The organism is Allobosea sp. LjRoot237 (assembly GCF_964253285.1).
Classification (GTDB): Bacteria; Pseudomonadota; Alphaproteobacteria; order Rhizobiales; family Beijerinckiaceae; genus Allobosea.
In genome coordinates this window covers 2,076,315-2,101,796 of record NZ_CAXUQP020000001.1, presented here as the reverse complement: position 1 = coordinate 2,101,796, position 25,482 = coordinate 2,076,315, and the positions used below count along the sequence as shown (strand labels likewise).

Genomic DNA, 25,482 nt, shown 5'->3' with positions numbered 1-25,482 from the left:
TGAGATCGCCCGGGCGGTCTGGCGGTCGAGCGAAAGCTTGCCTAAACGGCTCCGACGCCCTCTTTTTTGAATGCGCGGATATCCACAGCGAAGGCGGGCAAAGGGAGCGTTATGGCGGCGGAGGGCTTCTCGCAGGATCTGGTTCAGGCCGTCGGGCTTCTAGGGGCGGGCGTCATCGCGGTGCCGATCTTCCGGAAGCTCAAGCTCGGCTCGGTGCTCGGCTATTTCGCCGGCGGCCTCGTCATCGGCCCGTCCGGCATCGGCCTGTTTTCCAATCCCGAAAGCGTGCTCCACGTCGCCGAGTTCGGCGTCGTCATGTTCCTCTTCATCATCGGGCTGGAGATGCAGCCCTCGCGGCTCTGGAACCTGCGCGGCGAGATCTTCGGCCTCGGCGTCGCCCAGGTCGGGCTCTGCGGCGCGCTCCTGACCGGGGTCGGCATTCTCGCCGGCCTGCCCCCCGCCGCGGCTTTCATCGCGGGCATGGGCTTCGTGCTGTCCTCCACTGCGGTCGTGATGCAGATGCTGAACGAGCGCGGCGAAGCCTCGACGCCGCACGGCCAGCAGGCGGTCTCGATCCTGCTGCTCGAAGACCTCGCCATCGTGCCGCTGCTCGCGGTCGTCGCCGTGCTGGCACCGGCGAAGGCTGCCGACAGTGGCGGCCTCATGCCCCTGCTGATCGGCGCCGGCTCGCTGGTCGGCCTCGTCGTCGCCGGCAAATGGCTGCTCAACCCGATGTTCCGGCTGCTCGCCAATGCGCAGGCCCGCGAGGTCATGACCGGCGCCGCGCTGCTCGTCGTGCTCGGTTCGGCATTGGCGATGCAGCTCGGCGGATTGTCGATGGCGATGGGCGCCTTCCTCGCCGGCGTGCTGCTGTCGGAATCGACCTTCCGCCATCAGCTCGAGGCCGATATCGAGCCGTTCCGTGGCCTCTTGCTCGGCATGTTCTTCCTGGCGGTCGGCATGTCGCTCGATCTCAAGCTGATCGGCCAGGAATGGCGGGCCGTCGCCCTCGGCGTCGCCGCCTTCATGCTGGTCAAGGCGGCCGGCATCTTCATCGTCGCCAAGCTGTTTCGCACCCGCACGCGCGCTGCGATCACCCGCGTCGCGCTGTTCTCGCAGGGCGGCGAGTTCGCCTTTGTGCTCTACAGCGCCGCGGCCTCAGCCGGAATCTTCGATGCACGGATCAACGCCATCGCCAGCGCCATCGTGATCCTCTCGATGGCGATCACGCCGCTGGTCGTGCTCGCCATCGACCGCTTCATGCCGCCTGAGTCGGAATCGCTGGATGGCATCGAGCATGCCGACGGCCTCAAGGGACGCATACTCGTCGTCGGCTTTGGCCGCTTCGGCCAGGTCGCGAGCCAGGCTTTGCTCGCCCGCGGCTGCAGCATCTCGCTGATCGAGACCGATGTCGAAATGATCCAGGCCGCGGCCACCTTCGGCTTCAAGGTCTATTACGGCGACGGCACCCGCGCCGACATCCTGCATGCCTCGGGCGCCCATCAGGCCGAGGCGATCCTGGTCTGCGTCGAGAAGCGCGAGACGGCCAACGCGATCGTGCGGGTGGCGCAGGCCGAGTTTCCGCATGCGAAGCTCTTCGTGCGCGCCTTCGACCGCGGCCATTCGATGGACCTGATTCGCGCCGGCGTCGATTACCAGATCCGCGAGACCTTCGAATCCGCCATGGTCTTCGGCGGCGAGGTCCTGCGTGCGCTGGGCGTGCCCGAGGACGAGGCCGTCGAGATCGTCGAGGATATCCGTCGCCGCGACGCCGAGCGCCTCGACCTCCAAGTCGCGAGCGACATCTATGCCGGGCAGGATCTGATCCACGGCAACCAGCCGACCCCCGCCCCGCTCACCAAGCCGAAGGCGGCGGGCACTGTCCATGGCGACTTGCCGGATGCGGCCGGCGCCAGGCCGTAGCGGCCCGGCGCCCCTGTCAAATTCCTCTGCGAAAGGTGCGCGGGCTAAACCCCTCCCCCTTGTGGGGAGGGGCAGGGGTGGGGGTTGCAAAGCCGGAGCGGTCGGTCGAACCAGACAGCGCGACCGCTGCTGCCAAGCATCTTTTTCTGCTGACTATCGCCAGGCGGCGCCACCCCCATCCCCAGCCCTTCCCCACAAGGGGGAAGGGAGGAGCACAGGCGACCGGCCGCTCCCAGAGGATTCCGTCAGGGGAACATCAACGGCAGCGGCTCGGCCTGCCAGGTGGGCTCGAGCGCGAGCAGCCTGACGTCAGCCGGAGCAAGTCCGTCGCCGACCGCCTCGGCGCTGAAGCGCTCCGCCTCGATCTGCCTCGGAAAGCCGACCGCCACAATCGTGCTGCCGGGCGCATTCCGGTCGCGGGCGACGAAGCTCAGCTTCGCCCGCCCGCCAAGGCCGAGCCGACCGATGCGCGCGAGCAGGGCCTCGCGCAGATCGTCGCGGCCCGCCGCGATCTCACAAAGGACGAGCGCCTCCACGGCGCTCAACCGTTGCGGAAGGTGTAGCTGTAGCCGTTGATCGCCGGCACGCCGCCGAGATGGGCGTAGAGCACCTTCGAACCGGCCGGGAAGAAGCCCTTCTTCACCAGGTCGATCATGCCCTGCATCGATTTCCCCTCATAGACGGGGTCAGTCATCATGCCCTCGAGCCGCGCCGACAGGCGGATCGCCTCGATCGTCTCCTGCGACGGCACGCCATAGACCGGGTAGGCGTAATCCTCGTTCAGGACGATATCGTCTGCTGTGATCGCCTTGCCGCCGACGAGGTCTGAGGTCTTCTGAGCGATGTCGAGCACCTGCGCTTTCGTCTGCGCCGGCGTCGCGGAGGCGTCGATGCCGATGACGTTGCGCTGGCGCCCATCCTTGGCGAAGCCGACGACCATGCCGGCATGGGTCGAGCCGGTGACGGTGCAGACGACGATATAGTCGAACGTGAAGCCGAACTCGGCCTCTTGCGCCCTCACCTCCTCGGCAAAGCCGACATAGCCGAGCCCACCGAACTTGTGGACCGAAGCGCCAGCCGGGATCGCATAGGGCTTGCCGCCCTTGGCCTTCACATCCGCCAGCGCATTTTCCCAGCTCGCCCGGATGCCGATGTCGAAGCCCTCGTCGACCAGCTCGACATGAGCGCCCATCACCCGCGACATCAGGATGTTGCCGACGCGGTCATAGACGGCGTCCTCATGCGGCACCCAGCTTTCCTGCACCAGCCGGCACTTCATGCCGATCTTGGCGGCGGTCGCCGCGACCATGCGGGTATGGTTCGACTGCACGCCGCCGATCGAGACGAGCGTGTCGGCGCCGGACGCGATCGCATCCGGCACGATGTATTCGAGCTTGCGCAGCTTGTTGCCGCCGAAGGCGAGGCCGGAATTGCAGTCCTCGCGCTTGGCATAGAGCTCGACGCCGCCGCCGAGATGCGCGGAGAGGCGCGGCAGCTTCTCGATCGGCGACGGCCCGAAGGTCAGGGGATAGCGTTCGAACTTGGCGAGCATGGCGGGTCTTCCTCGTGAAATGGCTCGCAAAAGTTAGCAAAACGCCTTTGAAAGGTGCTCCCGAACTTCGCCCCAGATTTTTCTTTCGCTTTCACATAACTCGCAATCTGCTAGCTTTGAGCCACATCAGCTGCGGCAAAAACGGAAGAATCCTTCATGGAGGTCGAACTCGACAAAACCGACCTCAGAATCCTGCGTTTGCTGCAGGCCGATGGGCGCATGGGCAATGCCGAGATCGCCAAGCGGGTGAACACCAGCGCCGCCACCTGCCATCGCCGCATCCAGCGCCTGTTCGCCGAAGGTTATGTCACCGGCGTGCGCGCGCAGATCGATCCGCACAAGGTCGAGAAGGGCACGCTCGCCATCGTCGGCGTCGTGCTCGACCGCTCGACGCCGGAAAGCTTCGGCCTGTTCGAGGAGGCGGTGAAGCAGCTCCCCGTGGTGCTCGACTGTCACATCGTCGCCGGCGATTTCGACTATTTCCTCAAGATCCGCGTGCGCGACCTCGCCGACTTCAACAGGCTGCACGCCAAGACGCTGCTCGCTTTGCCGGGCGTGCGCCAGACCCGCACCTTCTTTGTGATGAAGGAGGTCATCGACAACGCGCCGCTGGAGTTTTGAGACGGCGCAGCCCTCTCAAAAAAACTCGCGCGGCGGCATTGACTTAGAGTGCGCTCGAACTCGTAGCTTCCCCGGCGTCGTGACGAGAAGGCAGCCATGAAGATCGGTGAACTGGCAAGGCGATCGGGGCTGTCGGCCCATACGATCCGCTACTACGAGCGGATCGGGCTGCTGCCCTATGCCGACAGGGATCGGTCACGCCAGCGCGACTACGACGCCTCGATCCTGACCTGGATCGATTTCCTCGGCCGGCTCAAGACCACCGGCATGCCGATCCGCGAGATGCTGCACTATGCGGCCTTGCGCGAAGAGGGAGCCGGCACGGAAGCCGACCGTCGTAGTTTGCTGGAACGGCACCGCGAGCAGGTTCGCGCTCGCGTCGCCGAACTCGAAGCCTGCCTTCTCGTCCTCGACACCAAGATCGCCGGCTATGCCGACATCGAGAAGAGGATCGAAGACCATGACGCACATCAACGCACACGCCGAAACAAGCAGGCTGGAGCGCGGCAGGCGGGCTCTCGCTGAGATCGATGGCGAAGCCGGCCACAGAGTGATCGCAGCGCTCGCCGACATCGCACCCGATTTCGCAAACTACGTATTCGAGTTCTCGTTCGGAGACATCTATTCGCGTCCGGGACTCGACCTGCGTTCCCGCGAGATCGCGACGATCGCGGCGCTGGCCGCGCTGGGCAATGCCCAGCCGCAGCTCAAGGTGCATATCGAGGCCGGGCTGAACGTCGGCTTGTCGCGCCAGGAGATCACCGAGATCCTGATTCAGATGGCGGTCTATGCCGGCTTCCCGGCGGCGCTCAACGGGTTGTTCGCGGCGAAGGAGGTCTTCGCCGCGCGCGACCTCGCGGCTTGAACCAAGGCCGCATCGGACCCGCTGACTCCTGATCAGCGGTTCAGATCTCCGTCATGCTCGCCCTTGTGGCGAGCATCCACGTCTTGAACACCGCATGCCCGAAAGACGTGGATGGTCGGTACAAGCCCGACCATGACGGATGGGGCACGCACCTAAATCGGTTTGCCTCAACGCCTTGGCAGCTACACCTGAATCAATCTCTGAACCTGCGCCCCGTCGAGCTCCGCCATCGGCCCGGCCAGCACGACCTCGCCACGGTCCATCACGAACATCGTGTCGGCAAGGTCGCGGGCGAAGTCGAAATACTGCTCGACCAGCACGATCGCCATGTCGCCGCGCTGGCGCAGATAGTCGATGGCGCGGCCGATATCCTTGATGATCGAGGGCTGGATGCCCTCGGTCGGCTCGTCGAGAACCAGCAATTTGGGTCGGGTGACCAGCGCTCGCGCAATGGCGAGTTGCTGTTGCTGGCCGCCCGAGAGGTCTCCGCCGCGCCGGCCCAGCATGGACTTCAGCACGGGGAATAGGTTGAAGAGCTCGTCCGGGATGTAGCGCTCCTTGCGGGGCAAGGGCGCGAAGCCGGTCTCCAGGTTCTCTTTGACGCTCAATAGCGGGAAAACCTCGCGGCCCTGCGGCACGAAGCCGATGCCGGCGCGCGCCCGGTCCTCGGTGCGTAAGGTCGAGATGTCCTGGCCGCCGAAACTGATCCTGCCGCCGCTGATCGGCTGCTGTCCGACGATGGCACGCATCAGCGAGGTCTTGCCGACGCCGTTGCGGCCCATGACGCAGGTGACCTTGCCGATCTCCGCAGTGACCGAGACGCGTCGCAGTGCCTGGGCGGCACCGTAGTGCAGGTCGATGGCGTCCACAGTCAGCATGAGCAGTTGTCCCGCCGCATGATCTGATCGGAAGACCGGTTTTCACGTTTCCGCATCACCCTTACCGCCCCAGATAGACTTCGACGACTCGCTCATTGGCACTAACCTGATCGAGGGGGCCCTCGGCCAATACCGAGCCCTCGTGCAGCACCGTGACCTTCACGCCGAGCTCGCGGATGAAGCCCATGTCGTGCTCGACCACGATCACGGAATGGTCTTTCGCGATCTCCTTCAGCAGCACCGCCGTCTGCGCCGTCTCGCCATCGGTCATGCCGGCGGCCGGCTCGTCGACGAGCAGGAGTTTGGGATCCTGCGCCAAGAGCATGCCGATCTCGAGCCATTGCTTCTGGCCGTGCGAGAGCGAGCCGGCGAGCCGCTCGCGCTTGTCCGCGAGCTTGATGATGCCGAGGATTTCGTCGATGCGCTTCTGCTGGGCGCTCTCGGTCTGCCAGAACAGCGTCTTCAGCACGGTCCGCTTCGACTTCAGCGCCAGCAGGATGTTGTCCTCGATCGTGTGGAAGTCGAACACCGTCGGCTTCTGGAACTTGCGGCCGATGCCGAGATTGGCGATCGCCGCCTCGTCGAGCTTGGTCAGGTCGACCGAACCGCCGAACATCACGGTGCCTTCGTCCGGCCGGGTCTTGCCGGTGATGATGTCCATCATGGTGGTCTTGCCGGCGCCGTTCGGGCCGATGATGGCGCGCATCTCGCCGGGCTCGATCGTGAGCGACAGACCGCGGATCGCCTTGAAGCCGTCGAATGAGACGCTGACGCCGTCGAGATAGAGCAGCGAGGAGGTCAACGCGCCGGGAGTGGGAGCATTCATGCGCGTCACTCCGCCGGAGCCGGTTCGGCCGCCGGCACGGGAGCGGGCCGCTTCCGGCTCTCCCACCAGCCCTGAGCGGTGCCGAGAATACCCTTGGGCATGAACAGCGTGACGAAGACGAAGAGTGCACCGAGCGCAAACAACCAGTACGGCGCCATGAAGCCGGAGGTGAACACCGTCTTGGCCCAGTTGACCACGACGGCGCCCAGCGCCGCGCCGACCAGCGAGCCGCGCCCGCCGACCGCGACCCAGATCACCGTCTCGATCGAGTTGGCCGGGGCGAATTCGCTCGGATTGATGATGCCGACCTGCGGTACGTAGAGCGCCCCGGCGACGCCCGCCATGCAGGCCGAGACGGTGAAGACGAAGAGCTTGAAGCGGTCGACCCGGTAGCCGAGGAAGCGCGTGCGCGATTCAGCGTCGCGGATCGCGATCACCACCTTGCCGAGCTTCGACGAGACGATGCCGCGCGCGATCAGGAAGCCGGAGATCAGCATCACGCAGGTCATCGCGAACAGCGCCGCGCGTGTGCCCTGCGCCTGCACGTTGAAGCCGAGTATGTCCTTGAAATCGGTCAGGCCGTTATTGCCGCCAAAACCCATGTCGTTGCGGAAGAAGGCGAGCAGCAGCGCGTAGGTCAGCGCCTGGGTGATGATCGAGAGGTAGACGCCGGTGACGCGGCTGCGGAAGGCGAACCAGCCGAAGACGAAGGCGAGCAGGCCGGGAACCAGCAGCACCATCAGCATGGCGAAGGGGAAGGATGAGAAACCGTACCAGTACCAGGGCAGTTCCTGCCAATTCAGGAAGACCATGAAATCGGGCAGCACCGGATTGCCGTAGACGCCGCGCGAGCCGATCTGGCGCATCAGGTACATGCCCATCGCATAGCCGCCGAGCGCGAAGAACGCGCCGTGGCCGAGCGAGAGGATGCCGCAATAGCCCCAGACCAGATCGAGCGAGATCGCCAGCAGCGCGTAGCAGAGATACTTGCCCCAGAGCGACATGGTCGCGGTCGAGACGTGGAAGGGCGAGCCGGCCGGCATCAGCAGGTTCGCCAGCGGCACCAGAACGCCGATCGCGGCGATCAAAGCGAGGAAGACGAGGCCCCGCTTGTCCATGTTCGAGAGGAGGAAGCGGGTGATCATGCTTCCACCGCCCTGCCCTTCAGCGCAAACAGGCCGCGCGGGCGCTTCTGGATGAACAGGATGATGAAGACGAGCAGCGCGATCTTGCCGAGCACGGCGCCTGCATAGGGTTCGAGCAGTTTGTTGGCGACGCCGAGGCTCATCGCGCTGATCAGCGTGCCCCAGAGATTGCCGACGCCGCCGAAGACCACGACCATGAATGAGTCGATGATGTAGCTCTGGCCGAGATTGGGGCTGACATTGTCGATCTGCGAGAGCGCGACGCCGGCCAATCCCGCGACGCCGGAGCCGAGTCCGAAGGTCAGCGCGTCGATCCGGCCGGTGCGGATGCCCATCGCCGAGGCCATGCGCCGGTTCTGGGTGACGGCCCGCATCTGCAGGCCCATCGGCGTCAGTTTCAGGATCACCAACAGCGCCGCGAAGACGAGGGCGGCGAAGACGATGATCCAGAGCCGGTTCCAGGTGATGGCGAGGCCGCCGAGCTCGAAGGCGCCGGACATGAAGGCTGGCGCGCCGACCTCGCGATTGGTCGGCCCAAACGCGGTGCGCACCGCCTGCTGCAGGATCAGGCTGATGCCCCAGGTCGCGAGCAGCGTCTCCAGCGGCCGGCCATAAAGGAAACGGATGACGCCGCGCTCGATCGCGATGCCGACTGCGCCGGCGACGATGAAGGCGGCCGGGATCGCGATCGCCAGCGACCAGTCGAACAGCCCCGGGAAGCGCGCCCGGATCACCTCCTGCACGATGAAGGTGGTGTAGGCGCCGAGCATGACCATCTCGCCATGGGCCATGTTGATCACGCCCATCACGCCGAAGGTGATGGCAAGGCCGATCGCGGCGAGCAGCAGAACCGAGCCGAGCGAGAGCCCGTACCAGAGGTTCTGCCCGGCCCGCCACAGAGCGAGCTTGCCTTCGATCTCGGAGATGGCGCGCGCCTGCGCTTCCTTGAGGCCCGGCGAGGCGTCGCCCGGCAAAGCGCGCAGCGTCGCCAGCGCATCTTGGTCGCCACGCTCGCGCAGAACGTCGACCGCGGCCATGCGGTCGAAGGGCGGCGCGTCGGTCTTGGCGATCAGGATCGCAGCCTGCGCCTGCCTGAGCGCCAGGCGTGCCCGGTTGTCGGTCTCCTTGGCGATGGCGGCTTCGAGCACCGGCAGCACCGAGACGTCGCGCGCCCGGAACACCGCCTCGGCGGCGGCAACGCGCTTGCCGGGATCGGGATTGATCAGCCCGAGCCCGCCGAGCGCGCCCTGGATCACGCGCCTGACATTGTTGTTCAGCCTGACTGGATTGACGCCAGCCGGCTGGGCGACGAGCGCCTGTCCCGTCCGCGCGTCGAGGAAGCCGCCCTCCTTGGTCTTCACCGCGACCGCGCCGCCACCGGCGAGCAGCCGGCCATCGGCGAGCGCCTCGATGATGACAGCCGCATTCGGATGCGCGCTCTGGACGAGGATGTCGATGGCGCGCGCCGTATCCGAGAAGCTGTCGGCACCGAGCCGGGTGAAAGCTTCGTCGGCGGACTGCGCGAGGGCGACGGCCGGCGCGAACAGCGCCATCATGACAGCCAGCGATCGCAGGAAGGATAGGAGGAAGGGCATCGGCTCGCTTCTGGTCTTGATGCACAAGCCGCGACTATTGAGGCGCGGGATCCCCTCTCCCGTGTGGGAGAGGGGTAGGGGTGAGGGCCTGCCCGCAAACGAAAGGGCTCGATCGGCTCTCATCAAAGAAGCGGCCAGGGCACGGTTAGGGCGTCTAAGGGCGGTCCCTCACCCCTGCCCCTCTCCCATCCGGGAGAGGTTCCCCGCGCTTATCCGTTTGGTTGATCAGCTCTGACTGAAGTTTCGAAGGGCGGCCGGGCTTTCCGACCGTGCCGCCCTTCCCCCTCTTAACTCAGGCGCCGCCGCCGCATTTGCCGGTCTTGACGTTGAAGTTGCCGCACTTCTTCTCGACCCAGTCGCCGACCAGGTCCTTGGAGCCGTCGAGCTCCTTCGACCAGGCGTCGCCGGCGACGAGACCGGTCTTCGACACGACGTCGAACTGGCCGTCGGCCTTGATCTCGCCGATCAGCACCGGCTTGGTGATGTGGTGGTTCGGCAGCATCTTCGAGACCCCGCCGGTCAGGTTCGGCGCCTCGACGCCGGGCAACGCGTCGATGACCTTGTCGGGATCGAAGCTCTTGGCCTTCTCGACAGCCTTCACCCACATGGCGAAGCCGATGACATGGGCCTCCATCGGGTCGTTGGTGACGGCCTTCTCGTTCTTCTTGTAGGCCTTCCACTGCTTGATGAAGGCCTCGTTCTCCGGCGTCTTGACCGACTGGAAGTAGTTCCAGGCGGCGAGATGGCCGAGCAGCGGCTTGGTGTCGATGCCGGCGAGCTCTTCTTCACCGACCGAGAAGGCCACGACCGGGATGTCGGTCGCCTTGATGCCCTGGTTGCCGAGCTCCTTGTAGAACGGCACGTTGGCGTCGCCGTTGATGGTCGAGACCACCGCGGTCTTCTTGCCGGCCGTGCCGAACTTCTTGATGTCGGAGACGATGGTCTGCCAGTCGGAATGGCCGAACGGCGTGTAGTTGATCAGGATGTCCTCCTTCTTCACGCCCTTGGCGAGAAGATAGGCCTCCAGGATCTTGTTGGTCGTGCGCGGGTAGACATAATCGGTGCCGGCGAGGACCCAGCGCTGGACCTTCTCCTCCTTGGCGAGGTAGTCGACGGCCGGAATCGCCTGCTGGTTCGGCGCGGCGCCGGTATAGAAGACGTTGCGCTCGCTCTCCTCACCCTCGTACTGGACGGGATAGAACAGGATCGAGTTCAGCTCCTTGAACACCGGGAGCACGGACTTGCGCGAGACCGAGGTCCAGCAGCCGAACACGGCCGCGACCTTGTCCTTGACGATCAGCTCGCGCGCCTTCTCGGCGAAGAGCGGCCAGTTCGAGGCCGGGTCGACCACGACCGCCTCGAGCTTCTTGCCGAGCACGCCGCCTTTCTTGTTCTGCTCCTCGATGAGCATGAGCATGACGTCTTTCAACGTCGTCTCGGAGATCGCCATCGTGCCGGAGAGCGAGTGCAGGATGCCGACCTTGATGGTCTCTTGCGCCGCCGCCGGCAGCAGCGAGGAGAGAACCGTGGCGCCCGCGAAGGCGGCGCCCATGACCGTGCGACGAGTGAGTTTCACTGCGATGTCCCCTGAGGTCCCTGTTGACCGCGCCCTTGCCGGGCGCCGGCTGCCGTTCCGGCTAGCGGGGAAGATCGCAAGCGACGTGCCAACCTGGGTCAAGACCATCGGGTCATCGCAACAAGGCGTGTTCAGGGCGGTTTCGCGAGCGATTTCCTGCCGACAGGTTCCCATCTCACGCAAGGATCATGCGTCGAGGCGCTATCTGAACAGAAAATAGGCAAGTCGCTCGCCCATGAATTAGGCAACTCTATCCAAAGCCGGCTTAGCGCCTGATTTTGTTGCAGCCATGCGAGCTGTGAGCCGCTGAATCTTTGCCGTTTACGAGGTGCTTGGAATCACCCTAGCCTCCTCCTTGTCGGTAACAACTGAAAGGAGGTGATCCAGTGTCTCATTGTCATCAACCGCTGTCGCGGGGACTGCGTGACCTGGTCTCGTCCCATAAGGGGTTCGGTTGCGCTTGAGTTTCCGTGACGCTTAGCCCTGTTACCGGGGCTGCGGTTCGGCAATGGAAGGGCTGCCCGCAAGGGCAGCCCTTCTCCGTTTCGGACTCCTCTGTGAAAGCCGCAAGGAGCGGGAAACCCCTCCCCCTTGTGGGGAGGGGCAGGGGTGGGGGTCGCAAAGCCGGAGTGATTGGCAGGACCCGAGGGAGCTGTCGCTGCTGCCAGACCTCATTTCCTGCCGACGATCACCAAGCGGCACCACCCCCATCCCCGGCCCTTCCCCACAAGGGGGAAGGGAGGAGCCCGGTGCCCGGCCTGTCGCCGAGGAATTTTTCGGATAGCAGTTCTGCACAGGCCGTTCTGGCGCGCCCGGCCGCGGCATGGCAGAACTCGTGGATGTCCTTCGCGCCCAGCCGCTGCTGACGAGGCCCCAACCTTTGCCCCGTCCCGACTCCGACCTCTCCCGCGACGCCATCCTCGCCTTCATCGAGGAGGAGCGTGCAGCCGGCCGCGAGCCCGGCCGACGCGACATCGCCAAGGCCTTCCAGCTCGATGGTGGCGGCAAGATCTGGCTGAAGCGCCTGCTGCGCGAGCTCGAGCTGGAGGAGAATGGCGGGTCCAGCCCGGTCAAGCCGCATGCCGCCCTCCCTGCCGTCCTGCTCTGCGAGATCAAGACGCGCGACCGCGAGGGCGATCTCATCGCCGTTCCGCTCGAATGGAACGAGGAGGACCAGGGCGAGGCGCCGAAGATCCTGCTCGAACGCCAGCGCGAGTTCCGCCGCAAGCCGAAGACCACGACCGCCGCCGCTCCGGGCGTCGGCGACCATGTCCTGCTCAAGCTGACGAAACTGCGCGGCGTCGAGGGCTATCAATGGTCCGGTCGCACCCTCAAGGTGATGGGCAAGGCCAAGGCGCAGGTGCTCGGCATCTTCCGCGCCCTCCCCGACGGCTCCGGCCGGCTCGTCCCTGTCGACAAGAAGGCGCAGGGACGCGAGGCGATTGTTCCGAAGGGGCAGACCGGCAATGCGGAGGACGGCGATCTCGTCTCGGTCTCCTTCGCCCGCGAGAGCCGTTTCGGCCCGCCCCAGGCCAGGGTGCGCGAGCGGCTCGGTTCGCTGAAATCCGAGCGTGCCGTCTCGCTGATCGCGATTCACGCCCACGGCATTCCCAACGAATTCTCTCCCGCCACCATTGCCGAAGCGGAAGCAGCCAAGCCGGCCTCGCTCGCCGGTCGCGAGGACTGGCGCGCCTTGCCGCTGATCACCATCGACCCGGCCGACGCCAAGGACCATGACGACGCGGTCCATGCCGCGCCGGACGACGATCCCGACAATCCCGGCGGCCACATCGTCACCGTCGCGATCGCCGACGTCGCCTCATACATTCGCCCCGGCTCGGCGCTCGACCGCGAGGCGCTGGAGCGCGGCAACTCGGTCTATTTCCCCGATCGCGTCGTGCCGATGCTGCCCGAGCGCATCTCGAACGATCTCTGCTCGCTACGCGGCGGCGAGGACCGCCCTGCCCTCGCCGTCCGCCTGATCCTCAAGGCCGACGGAGCCAAGAAGAGCCACAGCTTCCACCGCATCATGATGCGCTCGGCGGCGAAGCTCTCCTATCAGCAGACCCAGGCCGCGATCGACGGCAAGCCGGACGAGACGACCGCTCCGATCCGCGACAGCATCCTGATGCCGCTCTGGGCCGCTTATGGCTCGGCAGCGCGCGCCCGCGACGCCCGCCAGCCGCTCGATCTCGATCTGCCCGAGCGCAAGCTCGTGCTCGACGCCAACGGCAAGGTCACCCGCGTGATCGTACCCGAGCGCCTCGCAGCCCACCGGCTGATCGAGGAGTTCATGATCCTCGCCAACGTCGCCGCCGCCGAGACCTTGGAGAAGGCGAGCAGCCATCTGATCTATCGCTGCCATGACGAGCCCTCGCTCGAGAAGATGCGGGCGCTCGGCGAGGTCCTGGCCTCGATCAGCATCAAGCTGCCGAAGGACGCGGCGCTCAGGCCGGTGCTGTTCAACCGCATCCTCGCCATGATCAAGGGCTCGGAGAACGAGCTGCTAATGAACGAGGTCGTACTGCGTACCCAGGCCCAGGCTGAATACGTCGCCGAGAATTACGGGCATTTCGGCCTGAATCTGCGCCGTTACGCTCATTTCACCTCGCCGATCCGCCGCTATGCCGACCTGATCGTGCATCGCGCCCTGGTGGCGGCCCTCAAGCTCGGCGAGGACGGCCTGCCGAAGGCGACCACGCTCGCAGAGCTGCGCGAGGTCGCGACCCGGATTTCGGCGGCCGAGCGGCGCGCCATGGCGGCCGAGCGCGAGACCACCGACCGGCTGATCGCGCATTTCCTCGCCGACCAGATCGGCTCGAGCTTCGACGGCCGCATCGCCGGCCTCAACCGCGCCGGCCTCTTCGTCAAGCTCGACGGCACCGGCGCCGACGGCTTCATCCCGGCGTCGACGCTCGGCGCCGACTATTATCGCCATGACGAGCGCGCCCATGCGCTGGTCGGCGACCGCACCGGCGAGAGCTGGCGCCTCGGCGACCGCGTCCATGTCAAGCTGGTCGAGGCAGCGCCGGTCGCAGGGGCGCTTCGCTTCGAGTTGCTCACAGAGGGCCGCCCCGCGACATCCGACCGCTCTGGCAAAAGGTCACGGCCTGCTTTACCTATGGGGCGAAAGCAGGGCCGCCCCCCGCCCAAACGATCGGGCCGCAAGCGCTGACGCCCCGCATAACGAAGACATCCCATGTCCATACATTGTCACCAACCCAAGCCGGTCCAGGCCCGCGACTGGCGTCAGGCTATGCGTCGCGGCCTCTTCGGTCGCTGCCCGCATTGCGGCGAGGGCCGGCTCTTCCGCGCCTTCCTGAAGCCGGTCGATTCCTGCGAGGCCTGCGGCGAGACGCTGCATCACCAGCGCGCTGACGACCTGCCGCCCTATATCGTCATCACCATCGTCGGCCATGTCGTCGTCGGCGGCATCCTGCTGGCGGAAAAGTACAGCGACTGGTCGATCGCCATGCACCTCTGGGTCTGGCTGCCGCTGACAGTGCTGCTCAGCCTCGCCCTGATGCAGCCGGCGAAGGGCGCGGTCATCGGTCTGCAATGGGCCATGCGCATGCACGGCTTCGGCGGCGCCATGCCCAAGCCCGAACGCCAGCCCGCGATGAAGGCCGTGGGCGGCCGATGAGCGACCATACGGTCACCCTGACGCAGGCCGAGCGGGCGCGCACCAACGTCAACCTACGCCCGCGCGATGCGGCGACGATGCTGATCCTCGATCATTCCGGGAAGAAGCCCAGGGTGCTGATGGGCAAGCGCCATGCCGGCCACAAGTTCATGCCGGGCAAGTACGTCTTCCCGGGCGGGCGCATCGAGGCGGGCGACCGCCGCATGGCCGCTAGCGGCGCGCTTGCCGGCTCCTGCGAGCAGCGCCTGCTCGCACGCTGCGTGCGCCCGAGCGTGCAGCGTGGCCGCGCGCTGGCGCTCGCCGCGATTCGCGAGACCTTCGAGGAGACCGGCCTGCTTTTCGGCAGCGCCGATTACGGCGCACCCGAGAACCCGCCTGGCGGCGTCTGGGCCGACTTCGCCGCCAGGGGCGTCTTCCCCGACCTCGGCGCCATCACCTTCGTCGCCCGCGCCATCACGCCGCCGCGCCGGCCCAAGCGCTTCGACACGCGTTTCTTCGCGGTCGATGCCCGCGCCGTCGCCGCCAAGGTCGAGGACGTCATCGGCCCTGATTCGGAACTCGTCGACCTCGTCTCCGTCACCTTCGACGAAGCCCGCGAGCTCGACCTGCCGACCATCACCAAGGTGATCATCGCCGAGGTCGAGGAACGGCTGAAGGCCGGATTCAGCCAGCATCTGCCGGTTCCGTTCTATTGGGAGAAGCGCGGCAGCTTCGTGCGCGAGCTCCTCTGACACCATCGGGCGGCGGAAAATCCTTATCCCCCGCCCGATATTCCTTGACTTGCCACCGCCGATACGGCATTTCCTGCCCATCGGATTGCCGGGCTCGCCCGGCCATTTTGTTTTTTGCGCGGGCCGAAGGCGGCCCCATCTGTATCGAGGGCTCCGCCATGGCCAAGGCCGTGACCATCAAGATCAAGCTCATCTCGACCGCGGACACCGGGTACTTCTACGTGACCAAGAAGAACTCGCGCACCATGACCGAGAAGATGTCGAAGAAGAAGTACGACCCGGTCGCGCGCAAGCACGTCGAGTTCAAGGAAACCAAGATCAAGTAAGGGCTGCGCCCTAACCGCTTGATCCGGTTCGAAGAGCCGCCGGTTTCCGGCGGCTTTTTCATGTCTGCCTTCCGAAACGCTGGCTTCAGAACGCCGGCTTCGGCACGAACAGGCAGAACGGCCGCTGCGACGGCGCGATGACCGTACCGGTCAACATCCCGCCGCTGCGGCAGATGTGGAAGCGCCCGTCTCGCGAGACGCGCGTTGCCTGCTCCGGCACGAAATGTCCGTCATGGGTGAGATACCCACCCGGAACGATGCGTGGATCAGGCTCTTTCGCATCGGCATCGAGGCCCATCGGCCAGCAATCCCGGTCGCTGCAGCAATCATACGGGTACCAGCTATGCGCGTGAACAGGCCCTCCGCCCCACGGCAACAGCGCGAGGCAGAGCGCCGATGCGATGAGACGCATGGGTCGCTCCTTGGCGAGGATGTCAGGCCAGCATCTTCGCAGCCAAATAGCAGGGCATGCGAATCGTCATCAGATTAGCATGAGACGACGCTGGTCAATGAGACCTTACGTCGCTCAACTGCCTAATCTTCGGCCAGTATTTGCCGAGATCGACAGCTGATGACTTCAACGCGATCAGCGGTCCACTGTTCCGCTGCGACGTCGCTGGCGTCGGATGCTTCGATCTTTTACCCTGCCGCTCGGGCGCGGCACCGCCGCCCACCGGCAGGAGCACCGTCTTGAACAGCCGCCCCGACCCAACAGAACAGTCACCGCGTTCGGGCGGGTTGTTGCGCGGCTTCCTGCGCCTGATCGTCGAGGTCGACGAGTCGCGCCGCTGGACGCATCGTCTGCGCGCCGCCCTTCTTCTGCTGCTGCTGCTCGCAGGCTTCGGCCTGATCGGTTACTGGGTGCCGGAGCTGATCGAGCGCCATCTGCGCTGATACGGGCTGCGGCTTCGGGCCCGAAATCCACTCATGAATGAGGTGGCCGGCCGACGACGGGGCTGAGGAGGCCAGGATCCCGCCATCGACCGGCCGAGCCCAGCGGTAACCCAGGAGATGCGGCGGAACCTGGGCTTCCGAAGGGCGTTCCGGACGGCCGCTGAAGCAGCCGTTCTCTTGGAAACCACCCTACGTGGAAGCCCCCTCGAATCAATCGAATCGATTGATTCACCATTATTCATCGAAACTTAACCCTACTTGGAAACCTTACCGGCCGGGTGCCGTGCCCTTCAGGCGGCGCTCGCGACGATGACGCGATTGCGGCCGGCGGCTTTCGCCCGGTACACCGCCTCGTCGGCCCGTTTCATCATCTCGACCGGCCCGGCATCGCCCGCGCGCCGGCTGGCGACGCCGATCGACACGGTCACCACGACCGACTTCTGCCCGCGCTGGATCTGGAAGGGCTCGCCCTCGACCCGCTGCCGAATCCGTTCCGCCACCGCGCGCGCCGCGTCGAGCGCGGTGTCCGGCAGGACCACGACGACCTCCTCGCCGCCCATGCGCGCCACCAGGTCGATGCCGCGCGTGCAAGCGCGGATCCGGTCGGCGAATTCGCGCAGCACCTCGTCGCCGGCGTCGTGACCCCAGCTGTCGTTGACCACCTTGAAGCGATCGACGTCGAGCACCAGCAGCGAGAGCGCCCGGGCCCGGAGCGCCGACTCGTCGAACAGCACCGACAGCCTGCTGTCGAGATACCGACGATTGTGCAGACCGGTGAGCTGGTCCATCACCGCCATTTCCATCGAGGACTGCACGCTGTCGCGCAGCCGCTCGGTGAAGCGCTTGCGGCGAACCAAAGTCCGGGCCCGCGCCAGCAATTCGTTCCGGTCGATCGGCCGGACCAGGAAGTCATGCGCGCCGATCTCGAGGCCGCGCAGCACACGGGTCCGGTCTTCGGCCTCACCGAGCAGAAGCACGGAAACATTGCGGGTCCGTTCGAGCGAGCGCAGCTGACTGCACAGGCGCAGGCCGTCATAGTTCCGCAGGTCGAGGCTCACCAGCACGATCTCGAAATCACCTTCGGCGGCGCGGGTGAGCGCCGCCTGCGCATCTGGCTCGGTCTCGATCGAATGGAAGGCGGAGAGCGCCTGGACCAGACGCTGGGCGATCAGGGGCCTGTCCTCGATCAGGAGGACGCGGCCATTGAGCCCGGTTTCGGCCGCGGCGGCGGCGAGCGGATCGGCGATGCCGAGCTGGCGCGAGGCGAGCGCACGCTGGCGCAATTCGTCCGTGACCGATTTGAGCCGGACGAGACTGCGCACGCGGGCAAACAGCGCGGTGTCGTCGATCGGCTTGGTCAGGAAGTCGTCGGCGCCGGCATCGAGCCCCTTCAGCCGGTCGCTCGGCTGGTCGAGCGCCGTGACCATGACCACGGGGATATGGGCCGTGGTCGCGCTGTTCTTCAGCCGGCGGCAGACCTCGAAACCGTTCATGCCCGGCATCATCACGTCGAGCAGGACGAGATCGGCCTCGCCGCGCTCGCAGATCGCCAGCGCCTCGATGCCGTTCGTCGCGGTAGCGACGTCGAAATATTCGGCGCTGAGCTTGGCTTCGAGCAGCTTCACATTCGCGGCGATGTCGTCGACGACCAGGATCCGGGCTGACATGGCTCAGCGCTTCCCTTCAGGCCGTGCCGACATAGGCGCGAACAGTCTCCAGGAATTTGCCGACCGAGATAGGCTTCGAGATATAGGCCTCGCAGCCGCCCTCCCGGATGCGCTCCTCGTCGCCCTTCATCGCGAAAGCAGTGACCGCGATGACCGGGATCGACTTCAGCGCATCGTCCTCCTTGATCCATTTGGTCACCTCCAGCCCCGAGACCTCCGGTAGCTGGATGTCCATCAGGATAAGGTCGGGCCGGTGCGTGCGCGCCAGCTCGATCGCCTCAATGCCGTCGGCGGTCTTGAGCGTCGCATAGCCATGCGCCTCCAACAGATCGTTGAAGAGCTTCATGTTGAGCTCATTGTCCTCGACGATCAGAACCGTCTTTGTCATTTGTCCCCCAAGGCCGCCCGGCCAGGCATCCGACAAGACGGATTTCCCGGGCCGGCGACCGCGTTCAGTGCTAGCTTTAGCATGCGAGCTGTTGACGAAACGCAAACCTGAAACCAGACTCGTCGGTCATAGATAGATAGCCATGCCGCACCCGATCACCAGCGAGGAAGCTGAGACGCTGGCACTGAAGGCCCTCGCCTTCCTGGCCTCGGAGCCGGAGCGGCTGGAACCGTTCTTGGCTGTCACCGGCCTTGGCCCGGCCACCTTGCGCGGCGCGGCGCAGGAACCCGGCTTTCTTCTAGCCGTGCTGGACCACATCTGCGCCAGCGATTCGCTGTTGCTGGAGTTTGCCGGAAACTTGAGCCTGAATCCGGAAATCGTCGCGCAGGCGCGCGAAATCCTCGCCGGCCCACCTGAAGCCTTCGAGCCATGACCCCGCCGGCGGGCGCCGCCAGCTCCGGCCGGGTGCTCTGCCGCGATTGCCTGCAGGACCATGGCGAGGCGTTTTCCCCGCCGGGTCTGCGTCGCTGCCCGGCCTGCGGCTCGCCGCGCCTCCTTCGCCATGCCGAGCGCGACAGTCTCCATCTCGCCCATATCGATTGTGACGCCTTCTATGCCGCGATCGAGAAGCGCGACGACCCCAGCCTGCTCGACAAGCCGGTGATCGTCGGAGGCGGCAAGCGCGGCGTGGTCTCGACCTGCTGCTACATCGCGCGCATGTCCGGCGTGCGCTCGGCCATGCCGATGTTCAAGGCGCTGAAGGCCTGCCCCGAGGCGATCGTGGTCAAGCCGGACATGGCGAAATACGTCGCCGTCGGCCGCCAGGTCCGCAAGTTGATGCAGGAATTGACCCCGCTGGTCGAGCCGATCTCGATCGACGAGGCCTTCCTCGATCTCGGCGGCACCGAGCGGCTCCACCATGCCAGCCCGGCGCTCACCCTCGCCCGCTTCCAGCGCCGGATCGAGGATGAGATCGGCATCACCATCTCGGTCGGGCTGTCCTACGCCAAATTCCTGGCCAAGGTCGCCTCCGACCTCGACAAGCCGCGCGGCTTCTCGATCATCGGCCAGGCCGAGGCTGTCGCCTTCCTCGCGCAAAAGCCGGTCGGGATGATCCCGGGCATCGGCCAGGCCGGCGTGGCAAAGCTCGGCCTGGCCGGTTTCCGCACCATCGGCGACCTCGCCAAGGCCGAGATCGCCACGCTCTATCGCCTGGTCGGCAAGGACGGGCCGCGCCTGAAGAACCTCGCTCTGGGTATCGACCCGCGCAAGGTCACGGTTGAGCACGAGGCCAAGACCGTCTCATCCGAAACGACGCTCGACGTCGACCTCGCCCGCTTCGAGGAGCTGGAGCCGATCCTCTGGCGGCTCTGCGAGAGGACTTCGCGGCGGCTGAAGGCGCAGGAGCTCGCCGGGCGCACCATCACCCTCAAGCTCAAGACCCATGATTTCCATCTCATCACCCGCGCCACGCGCCTGCCCGAGCCGAGCCAGCTCGCCGCCCGTCTCTTCGCCGCCGGGCGCGACCTGCTCAAACGCGAATGCACCGGGCCGCGCTATCGGCTGATCGGCATCGGCATGAGCGATTTCTCAGATCCGGCCGAGGCCGATCGCGGCGACCTCGCCGACCTGCAGACGCCGAAGCTGAAGGCAATGGAAAACGCCCTCGACGCGGTCCGCGCCAGGTTCGGCGAAGCCGCGATCGAGAAGGGCCTGTCGCTGCGCGATACTCGCCGTCGCGCTACTTCGCGCACTCGCTCGCCGGAAGCAGATCCAGACGGGTGAGCGTGCCGCGCAGCGCGAACGAGCCGTAGTCGAGCCGGATCGCACCGGTGACGCCGTTCTCGTAGAGCTCGAAGGAGACAGTATAGGCTGGCGTGCTCTCGCCCGATCCGACCTTGAAATAGGAGATCGTCACTGGCCAGCGGGCGAGCTTCTCGAATTCCGGCTTCCGCAGCGGCGCCTCGGTGGCGGGCGTCGCGATCTTGCGGCCGATCACCGAAAGCGTGTCGTAGACGTCCTTGCCGGAATTGGCGCCGTCATAGAGGCGGACGTTGAAGGTGTTCTGCCCGGCTCGCGCCGCCTTGATCACCGCCTTCATCTGCTCGTTCGGGAACATCGCCGCGCTCGCCTCGCGATGCGTCTCGGGCTTGGGCGCGCGCAAGCTCACCTCGTAGCCGGCCTCGCCCTTCTTGGCGGTGCCGTCGACGACGTCGGCAGGCGCACCGGCGGCCGAGCTCTCGGTCTTGAAGCGGTAGCTCTTGGCGTCGCCTTCCTCGAAACTCGTGGTCCGGGCATCGATGACGCGCGGGCCGCCCTCGCTGGTGAGCTCCGTGACCTGGCGGAAGGAGAGCGCATAGCCGTCGCAGGCGTCGCCCGAGAAGTCGAAGGCGATGCGGCCGCGCGCCGTGGTGATGTCGCGCGACGGCTTGCCGTCGTCGAGCACGAGATCATAGACCGCCCGATGCGGCACCAGCACGACGCGATCTGTCGGGCTCTGAGCCCAAGCTCCCGTAGCCGCCATCACCGCCAGGCCTGCGATCCCGCCGCGATACGTCTTCATGCCGATCCTCGATTCGCGCTCTGCTTAAGTCGAACTGCAGCCCCTGCGAATCTAGGTGCATTGCGGCAATGGCGCAAACAAGGCGAGCGGGACGCCGCTCACTGTTGCGTGGGTTCGAGCGCGACCCTGGCCGCAGCGAGGACCTCGTCCGACAATGCCTCGTCGTCGACCATGCGGGAGAGGACGAGCGCGCCGACCAGCGTGGCGTAGCTCGCAATTGCACTGGTCCTTCGCTCATCCGCGGTTTTTCCCGGCGCAAAGGCAGAGAGGCCCGCGATCCCCGCGCGCACGCCCTCCGTCGCAGCCAGACGCGACGCCTCGCCCTGCCGAGCAATGTCGCAGCCGAGCGCCGCGACCGGACAGCCATGGCCGGGATCGTCGCGATGCGACGGTGACAGATAGTGGCTGGCAATCGCCTGCAGGGGCGCCTGCGGCTGCGCCGCCCCCGCCTCGGCGGCCCATCGATTGGAATTGACGAAAGCGCGCCCGATCGCCTCGGCCGCGAGATCGTCCTTCGAGGCGAAGTGCCCATAGAAGCCGCCATGGGTCAGGCCGACCGCCTTCATCACATCGGCGACGCCAACCCCGTCGAAACCGCGCTCGCGAAACAGCGTCGCCGCCGTTTCGAGAATGCGCTCGCGGTTCTCCCGCATCTGTTCGCGACTGACCCGCATCGCCCGCTCCTCTGAAAATCCAAAAATCCAGCTCTTGACTCTTTATATGATGATCGCCATCTAAATTCAATCGTGATGATCATCATGAAAAACATGATGCCGAACCCGAACAGGAGATGGACATGGCTACGCAGCAGCTAGGCACCGCCCTTATCACCGGCGCATCGACCGGGATCGGTGCCGTCTATGCCGACAGACTGGCCCGCCGCGGCTATGATCTCGTCCTCGTCGCCCGCGATGAGGCGCGCCTTTCCGCCCTGGCCGAGCGTCTCGGCCGCGAGACCGGCCGCAAGGCCGAATGGCTGAAGGCCGACCTGACGGCCAAGGCGGATCTCGCTTTGGTCGAGCAGCGCCTGCGCGAGGACGAGAGCCTGACCGTGCTGGTCAACAATGCCGGCATGTCCGTCGCCGGCACGCTGGTCGAAGGCGATATCGATCGCTTCCAGACCATGATCGAGCTCAATGTCATCGCACCGACCCGCCTCGCCGCCGCGGCCGCCCGCAACTTCGCTGCCCGCAACCAGGGCGCCATCATCAACATCGCCTCGGTGCTGGCGCTCGCGCCGGAGCTGTTCAACGGCAGCTACAGCGGCACCAAGGCCTATGTGCTGAACCTCAGCCTCTCATTGCAGAAGGAGCTCGAGGCCGCCGGCGTCCACGTCCAGGCCGTGCTGCCGGGCGCCACCCGTACCGAGATCTGGGGCCGTGCCGGCGTCAATGTCGACGGCTTCCCACCCGAAATGGTGATGGAGGTCGACGATATGGTCGATGCGGCGCTGGCCGGTTTCGACCAGGGCGAGCTCGTCACCATTCCCTCGCTGCCGGATCCGGCCGACTTCGAGCGCTACAGCGCGGCGCGGCTGGCACTCGGCCCCAATCTCTCGCGCAACCGGCCTGCCGAGCGCTATCGCACGGTGCGTGCCGACGCCGCCTGATCCGCCCTGCTCGGCAGGCACATCGGCCAAGCCGCGCCGCGCTTGCGACCCGGCTTGGCATCGGCGATGAAAGGCTCCTGTTCAGATCCGGTCAGGAGCCCTCCGATGAACGCCGTCGACACCAAGCTCGCCGCCCTCGGCATCACCCTGCCCGCCCCGGCCGCTCCGGTCGCGAACTACGTGCCTTACGTGATCACCGGCAACCTGCTGATCATCTCCGGCCAGATCTGCTTCGGCCTCGATGGCAAGCTCTCCGACGCGCACAAAGGCAAGCTCGGCGGCGAGATCTTCAACGAGGCCGGGCTCGAGGCGGCCAGGCTCTGCGCCATCAACGTCCTCGCCCAGGCCAAGGCGGCGCTCGGCGGCGATCTCGGCCGGATCGTGCGCTGCGTCCGCCTCGGCGGCTTCATCAACGCGACCCCGCATTTCGCCGCATTGCCGGCTATCATGAACGGCGCCTCCGACTTCATGGTCGAGGTGCTCGGCGATGCCGGCCGCCATGCCCGCTCGACCGTCGGCGTCGCCAACCTGCCGGCCGACGCCGCTGTCGAGGTCGAAGCCATGTTCGAGATCGCCTGATGCCGGCTGAAGCCTGGCTCACCGCCCGTCCGATCGCGCATCGTGGCCTGCACGATGCCGCCGGCGGCGTGATCGAGAATTCGCTCTCGGCGGCCGCGGGCGCGATCGCCGGCAACTTCGCCATCGAATGCGACGTCCAGCTCAGCGCCGACGAGGATGCGGTCGTCTTCCACGACTTCGTCCTCGACCGGCTCACAGCAGAGAGCGGCCGCGTCGATGCCCGCAAGGTGGCCGAACTCACGCAGATCGGCCTGAAGGGCGCCAGCGATCGTATCCCGACGCTGACCGCCTTCCTCGACGCCATCGGCGGAAAGACGCCCCTCGTAATCGAGGTCAAGAGCCGCTTCGACGGCGATCTGCGCCTGGCGAAGCGCACTGGCGAGATCCTCGCCGCTCACAAGGGCCAGCCGATCGTGCTGAAATCCTTCGATCCGGTGATCGTCGCCGCCTTGCGCGAGCTCGCGCCCGGATTCGCCCGCGGCATCGTCGCGATGAACGAATACGGCTATGCTGATTACGACCATCTCTCGGCTTCGCAGAAGCACGCGCTCGCCAACCTCCTGCACTTCGAGGAGAGCCGGCCGGACTTCGTCTCCTGGAAGGTCGCCGATCTGCCGAGCGCCGCGCCCTTCCTCTGCCGCAAGGCGCTGGGCCTGCCGCTGATGAGCTGGACGGTGCGTACGCCGGAGGACCGCGCCCGCGCTGCCGAGCATGCCGACCAGATGGTCTTCGAGGGCTTTCTGCCTTGAGCGAAACCGGCACACGCGAAACTCTTCGGGTCCGCGTTGCCACCTCGCTGAAAAGCGTCCCGGCCGAGGACTGGGACGCTTGCGCCAATCCCGGCGCCGCAAAACGATCGCCTGAAGCGCCGGACCGTCCCCTTCCCCCCGCTTGCGGTGGGGAAGGGTCAGGGATGGGGGGCCGCAAAGCAGGCCTCGACGATTCTCCAGTCTCGCACCAAGCGGCACTGCCCCCCACCCAACCCTCCCCACCGCAAGCGGGGGGAGGGCTAGTGCCAGACCCGGACAACCCCTTCGTTTCGCACGCTTTTCTGCGTGCGCTGGAGGAGAGCGGCTGCGTCGGCGGTCGCACCGGCTGGTCGCCGGCCTATCTCCTGGTCGAGGATGCGAACGGCCGCCTGATCGCCGCCGCGCCGTCCTTCGTGAAGGGCCACAGCCAGGGCGAATACGTCTTCGACCACAGCTGGGCCGACGCCTATATGCGCGCCGGCGGCCGCTACTACCCGAAGATCCAGGTCGCGGCCCCGTTCACCCCCGCCACCGGGCCGCGCCTGCTCGTCGCCGAGGGAGCCCGGGCAGTCGAGGCGCGTGAGGCCCTGATCGCCGGGCTCGACGCACTTCGCGAGCAGGTCCGCGGCTCGTCCATCCATGTCACCTTCGCGCAGGAGCCGGACATGACGGCGCTGCTCGAGGCCGGCTTCCTCGAACGCCACGACATCCAGTTCCATTGGCAGAACCAGGGCTTCGGCAGCTACGATGATTTCCTCGCCACGCTGGCTTCGCGCAAGCGCAAGGCGCTGAAGCGCGAGCGGCGCGAAGCCCTCTCGGCCGGGATCGAGATCGCAGTGCTCTCCGGCTCCGACCTCACCGAAAGCGTCTGGGACGATTTCCATGCGTTCTACGAGGACACCGGCTCGCGCAAATGGGGCCGGCCCTATCTCAACCGCCGCTTCTTCTCCGAGATCGGCGCTGCGATGAGCGAGCGCGTCGTGCTGATGCTCGCCCGCCGTGCCGGCCGCAACATCGCCGGCGCCATCAATTTCCGCGGCGGCAACACGCTCTACGGCCGCAACTGGGGCTGTATCGAGGACCACCCGTTCCTGCATTTCGAGCTCTGCTACCACCAGGCCATCGACTATGCGATCGCGCACGGGCTCGCCCGGGTCGAGGCCGGCGCCCAGGGCGAGCACAAGCTCGCGCGCGGCTACCGCCCGGTGATCACCCGCTCGGCCCATCTCCTCGCCGATCCCGGCCTCGCACGCGCTGTCGCAGCCTATCTGCCCGGCGAGCGCCGTGAGATCAGCTCTGCAGTGGCTGCGCTTGCGCAGGAGAGCCCCTTCCGCAAGGCTGGAGACAGCTGA

The 25,482-nt window shown here is 66.2% G+C and carries 27 protein-coding genes; 15 read left to right on the top strand and 12 right to left on the bottom strand.

The genetic code is table 11. From position 1 onward, the window contains the following. Positions 1 to 111 precede the first annotated feature (111 nt). Complete coding sequence (locus ACSQ24_RS10275) at positions 112 to 1,923, top strand: monovalent cation:proton antiporter-2 (CPA2) family protein (RefSeq protein ID WP_436094571.1); 1,812 nt, start codon at positions 112 to 114, stop codon at positions 1,921 to 1,923. 245 nt (positions 1,924 to 2,168) lie between these two features. Here ACSQ24_RS10275 and ACSQ24_RS10270 read toward each other — a convergent pair whose 3' ends face one another. Then, entirely contained in the window at positions 2,169 to 2,459 is a 291-nt protein-coding gene (locus ACSQ24_RS10270) for a hypothetical protein (protein ID WP_436094570.1), read from the bottom strand. 5 nt (positions 2,460 to 2,464) lie between these two features. Further along, on the bottom strand, positions 2,465 to 3,475 hold the full coding sequence (locus ACSQ24_RS10265; RefSeq protein ID WP_436094569.1) for a 1-aminocyclopropane-1-carboxylate deaminase: 1,011 nt from the start codon (positions 3,473 to 3,475) through the stop codon (positions 2,465 to 2,467). 156 nt (positions 3,476 to 3,631) lie between these two features. On the opposite strand from ACSQ24_RS10265, the gene ACSQ24_RS10260 reads away from it, so the two are divergent. The 3 genes from ACSQ24_RS10260 to ACSQ24_RS10250 all read left to right on the top strand — a co-directional run bounded on the left by ACSQ24_RS10260 (position 3,632) and on the right by ACSQ24_RS10250 (position 4,961). Beyond that, the gene (locus ACSQ24_RS10260; RefSeq protein ID WP_436094568.1) at positions 3,632 to 4,096 is read left to right on the top strand and encodes an Lrp/AsnC family transcriptional regulator; all 465 of its coding nucleotides are present in this window, start codon (positions 3,632 to 3,634) and stop codon (positions 4,094 to 4,096) included. Between the two features lie 96 nt (positions 4,097 to 4,192). Further along, positions 4,193 to 4,621 carry a MerR family transcriptional regulator gene (locus ACSQ24_RS10255; RefSeq protein WP_436094567.1) on the top strand — a complete coding sequence of 143 codons (429 nt, stop codon included), beginning with the start codon at positions 4,193 to 4,195 and terminating at the stop codon, positions 4,619 to 4,621. Beyond that, entirely contained in the window at positions 4,557 to 4,961 is a 405-nt protein-coding gene (locus ACSQ24_RS10250) for a carboxymuconolactone decarboxylase family protein (RefSeq protein WP_436094566.1), read from the top strand. Before ACSQ24_RS10255 ends, ACSQ24_RS10250 begins: the two co-directional genes overlap by 65 nt. Before the next feature lie 182 nt (positions 4,962 to 5,143). Here the strand turns inward: ACSQ24_RS10250 and urtE are convergent, their stop codons facing one another. The 5 genes from urtE to urtA form a co-directional block, all read right to left on the bottom strand. Then, the gene (gene urtE / locus ACSQ24_RS10245) at positions 5,144 to 5,839 is read right to left on the bottom strand and encodes an urea ABC transporter ATP-binding subunit UrtE (RefSeq protein ID WP_436094565.1); all 696 of its coding nucleotides are present in this window, start codon (positions 5,837 to 5,839) and stop codon (positions 5,144 to 5,146) included. A 61-nt stretch (positions 5,840 to 5,900) separates the two neighbouring features. Continuing rightward, positions 5,901 to 6,665: an urea ABC transporter ATP-binding protein UrtD gene (urtD, locus tag ACSQ24_RS10240; protein ID WP_436094564.1), complete on the bottom strand. Its 765-nt coding sequence runs from the start codon at positions 6,663 to 6,665 to the stop codon at positions 5,901 to 5,903. 5 nt (positions 6,666 to 6,670) lie between these two features. Then, positions 6,671 to 7,810 carry an urea ABC transporter permease subunit UrtC gene (urtC, locus tag ACSQ24_RS10235; RefSeq protein ID WP_436094563.1) on the bottom strand — a complete coding sequence of 380 codons (1,140 nt, stop codon included), beginning with the start codon at positions 7,808 to 7,810 and terminating at the stop codon, positions 6,671 to 6,673. Then, a complete protein-coding gene (gene urtB / locus ACSQ24_RS10230; protein ID WP_436094562.1) occupies positions 7,807 to 9,405 on the bottom strand; it encodes an urea ABC transporter permease subunit UrtB in 1,599 nt (532 codons plus the stop codon). The genes urtC and urtB overlap by 4 nt, the downstream gene beginning before the upstream one ends. A 292-nt stretch (positions 9,406 to 9,697) precedes the next feature. After that, a complete protein-coding gene (urtA, locus tag ACSQ24_RS10225; RefSeq protein WP_436097865.1) occupies positions 9,698 to 10,957 on the bottom strand; it encodes an urea ABC transporter substrate-binding protein in 1,260 nt (419 codons plus the stop codon). An 847-nt stretch (positions 10,958 to 11,804) separates the two neighbouring features. Here urtA and rnr point away from each other — a divergent pair. The 4 genes from rnr (at position 11,805) to rpmG (ending at position 15,681) form a co-directional block, all read left to right on the top strand. Further along, positions 11,805 to 14,156 carry a ribonuclease R gene (rnr, locus tag ACSQ24_RS10220; protein WP_436094561.1) on the top strand — a complete coding sequence of 784 codons (2,352 nt, stop codon included), beginning with the start codon at positions 11,805 to 11,807 and terminating at the stop codon, positions 14,154 to 14,156. A 24-nt stretch (positions 14,157 to 14,180) separates the two neighbouring features. Beyond that, the gene (locus ACSQ24_RS10215) at positions 14,181 to 14,624 is read left to right on the top strand and encodes a DUF983 domain-containing protein (RefSeq protein WP_436094560.1); all 444 of its coding nucleotides are present in this window, start codon (positions 14,181 to 14,183) and stop codon (positions 14,622 to 14,624) included. Continuing rightward, a complete protein-coding gene (locus ACSQ24_RS10210) occupies positions 14,621 to 15,355 on the top strand; it encodes an NUDIX hydrolase (RefSeq protein ID WP_436094559.1) in 735 nt (244 codons plus the stop codon). Before ACSQ24_RS10215 ends, ACSQ24_RS10210 begins: the two co-directional genes overlap by 4 nt. Positions 15,356 to 15,513: 158 nt before the next feature. Further along, positions 15,514 to 15,681 (top strand): 50S ribosomal protein L33, encoded by a 168-nt coding sequence (rpmG, locus tag ACSQ24_RS10205; protein ID WP_091828458.1) that lies wholly within the window; start codon positions 15,514 to 15,516, stop codon positions 15,679 to 15,681. Between the two features lie 85 nt (positions 15,682 to 15,766). Here the strand turns inward: rpmG and ACSQ24_RS10200 are convergent, their stop codons facing one another. After that, positions 15,767 to 16,093 (bottom strand): hypothetical protein, encoded by a 327-nt coding sequence (locus tag ACSQ24_RS10200; protein WP_436094558.1) that lies wholly within the window; start codon positions 16,091 to 16,093, stop codon positions 15,767 to 15,769. A 278-nt stretch (positions 16,094 to 16,371) separates the two neighbouring features. Here ACSQ24_RS10200 and ACSQ24_RS10195 point away from each other — a divergent pair, with 278 nt between their 5' ends. Further along, positions 16,372 to 16,575, top strand: a complete 204-nt coding sequence (locus ACSQ24_RS10195; protein WP_436094557.1) for a hypothetical protein — start codon at positions 16,372 to 16,374, stop codon at positions 16,573 to 16,575. A gap of 290 nt (positions 16,576 to 16,865) precedes the next feature. On the opposite strand, the gene ACSQ24_RS10190 is transcribed toward ACSQ24_RS10195, so the two are convergent. Further along, a complete protein-coding gene (locus tag ACSQ24_RS10190) occupies positions 16,866 to 18,242 on the bottom strand; it encodes a PleD family two-component system response regulator (RefSeq protein WP_436094556.1) in 1,377 nt (458 codons plus the stop codon). 16 nt (positions 18,243 to 18,258) lie between these two features. After that, positions 18,259 to 18,630: a response regulator gene (locus tag ACSQ24_RS10185; protein WP_126110694.1), complete on the bottom strand. Its 372-nt coding sequence runs from the start codon at positions 18,628 to 18,630 to the stop codon at positions 18,259 to 18,261. Positions 18,631 to 18,772: 142 nt separating this feature from the next. Here ACSQ24_RS10185 and ACSQ24_RS10180 point away from each other — a divergent pair, with 142 nt between their 5' ends. Continuing rightward, positions 18,773 to 19,063, top strand: coding sequence for a DUF3572 domain-containing protein (locus tag ACSQ24_RS10180; protein ID WP_436094555.1), 291 nt, complete (start codon positions 18,773 to 18,775; stop codon positions 19,061 to 19,063). After that, the gene (locus ACSQ24_RS10175) at positions 19,060 to 20,415 is read left to right on the top strand and encodes a DNA polymerase IV (RefSeq protein ID WP_436094554.1); all 1,356 of its coding nucleotides are present in this window, start codon (positions 19,060 to 19,062) and stop codon (positions 20,413 to 20,415) included. The genes ACSQ24_RS10180 and ACSQ24_RS10175 overlap by 4 nt, the downstream gene beginning before the upstream one ends. Here ACSQ24_RS10175 and ACSQ24_RS10170 read toward each other — a convergent pair. Both ACSQ24_RS10170 and ACSQ24_RS10165 read right to left on the bottom strand, forming a co-directional pair. Further along, positions 20,372 to 21,193: a cell envelope integrity EipB family protein gene (locus ACSQ24_RS10170; protein WP_436094553.1), complete on the bottom strand. Its 822-nt coding sequence runs from the start codon at positions 21,191 to 21,193 to the stop codon at positions 20,372 to 20,374. The genes ACSQ24_RS10175 and ACSQ24_RS10170 overlap by 44 nt on opposite strands. A gap of 98 nt (positions 21,194 to 21,291) precedes the next feature. Beyond that, the gene (locus ACSQ24_RS10165) at positions 21,292 to 21,867 is read right to left on the bottom strand and encodes a TetR/AcrR family transcriptional regulator (RefSeq protein WP_436094552.1); all 576 of its coding nucleotides are present in this window, start codon (positions 21,865 to 21,867) and stop codon (positions 21,292 to 21,294) included. A gap of 122 nt (positions 21,868 to 21,989) precedes the next feature. On the opposite strand from ACSQ24_RS10165, the gene ACSQ24_RS10160 reads away from it, so the two are divergent. From ACSQ24_RS10160 to ACSQ24_RS10145, 4 genes are all read left to right on the top strand, one after another. Further along, positions 21,990 to 22,802, top strand: coding sequence for an SDR family NAD(P)-dependent oxidoreductase (locus ACSQ24_RS10160; protein ID WP_436094551.1), 813 nt, complete (start codon positions 21,990 to 21,992; stop codon positions 22,800 to 22,802). 105 nt (positions 22,803 to 22,907) lie between these two features. Then, a complete protein-coding gene (locus ACSQ24_RS10155) occupies positions 22,908 to 23,381 on the top strand; it encodes a RidA family protein (protein WP_436094550.1) in 474 nt (157 codons plus the stop codon). Further along, a complete protein-coding gene (locus ACSQ24_RS10150) occupies positions 23,381 to 24,130 on the top strand; it encodes a glycerophosphodiester phosphodiesterase family protein (protein ID WP_436094549.1) in 750 nt (249 codons plus the stop codon). Before ACSQ24_RS10155 ends, ACSQ24_RS10150 begins: the two co-directional genes overlap by 1 nt. 164 nt (positions 24,131 to 24,294) lie before the next feature. Next, on the top strand, positions 24,295 to 25,482 hold the full coding sequence (locus ACSQ24_RS10145) for a GNAT family N-acetyltransferase (RefSeq protein ID WP_436094548.1): 1,188 nt from the start codon (positions 24,295 to 24,297) through the stop codon (positions 25,480 to 25,482).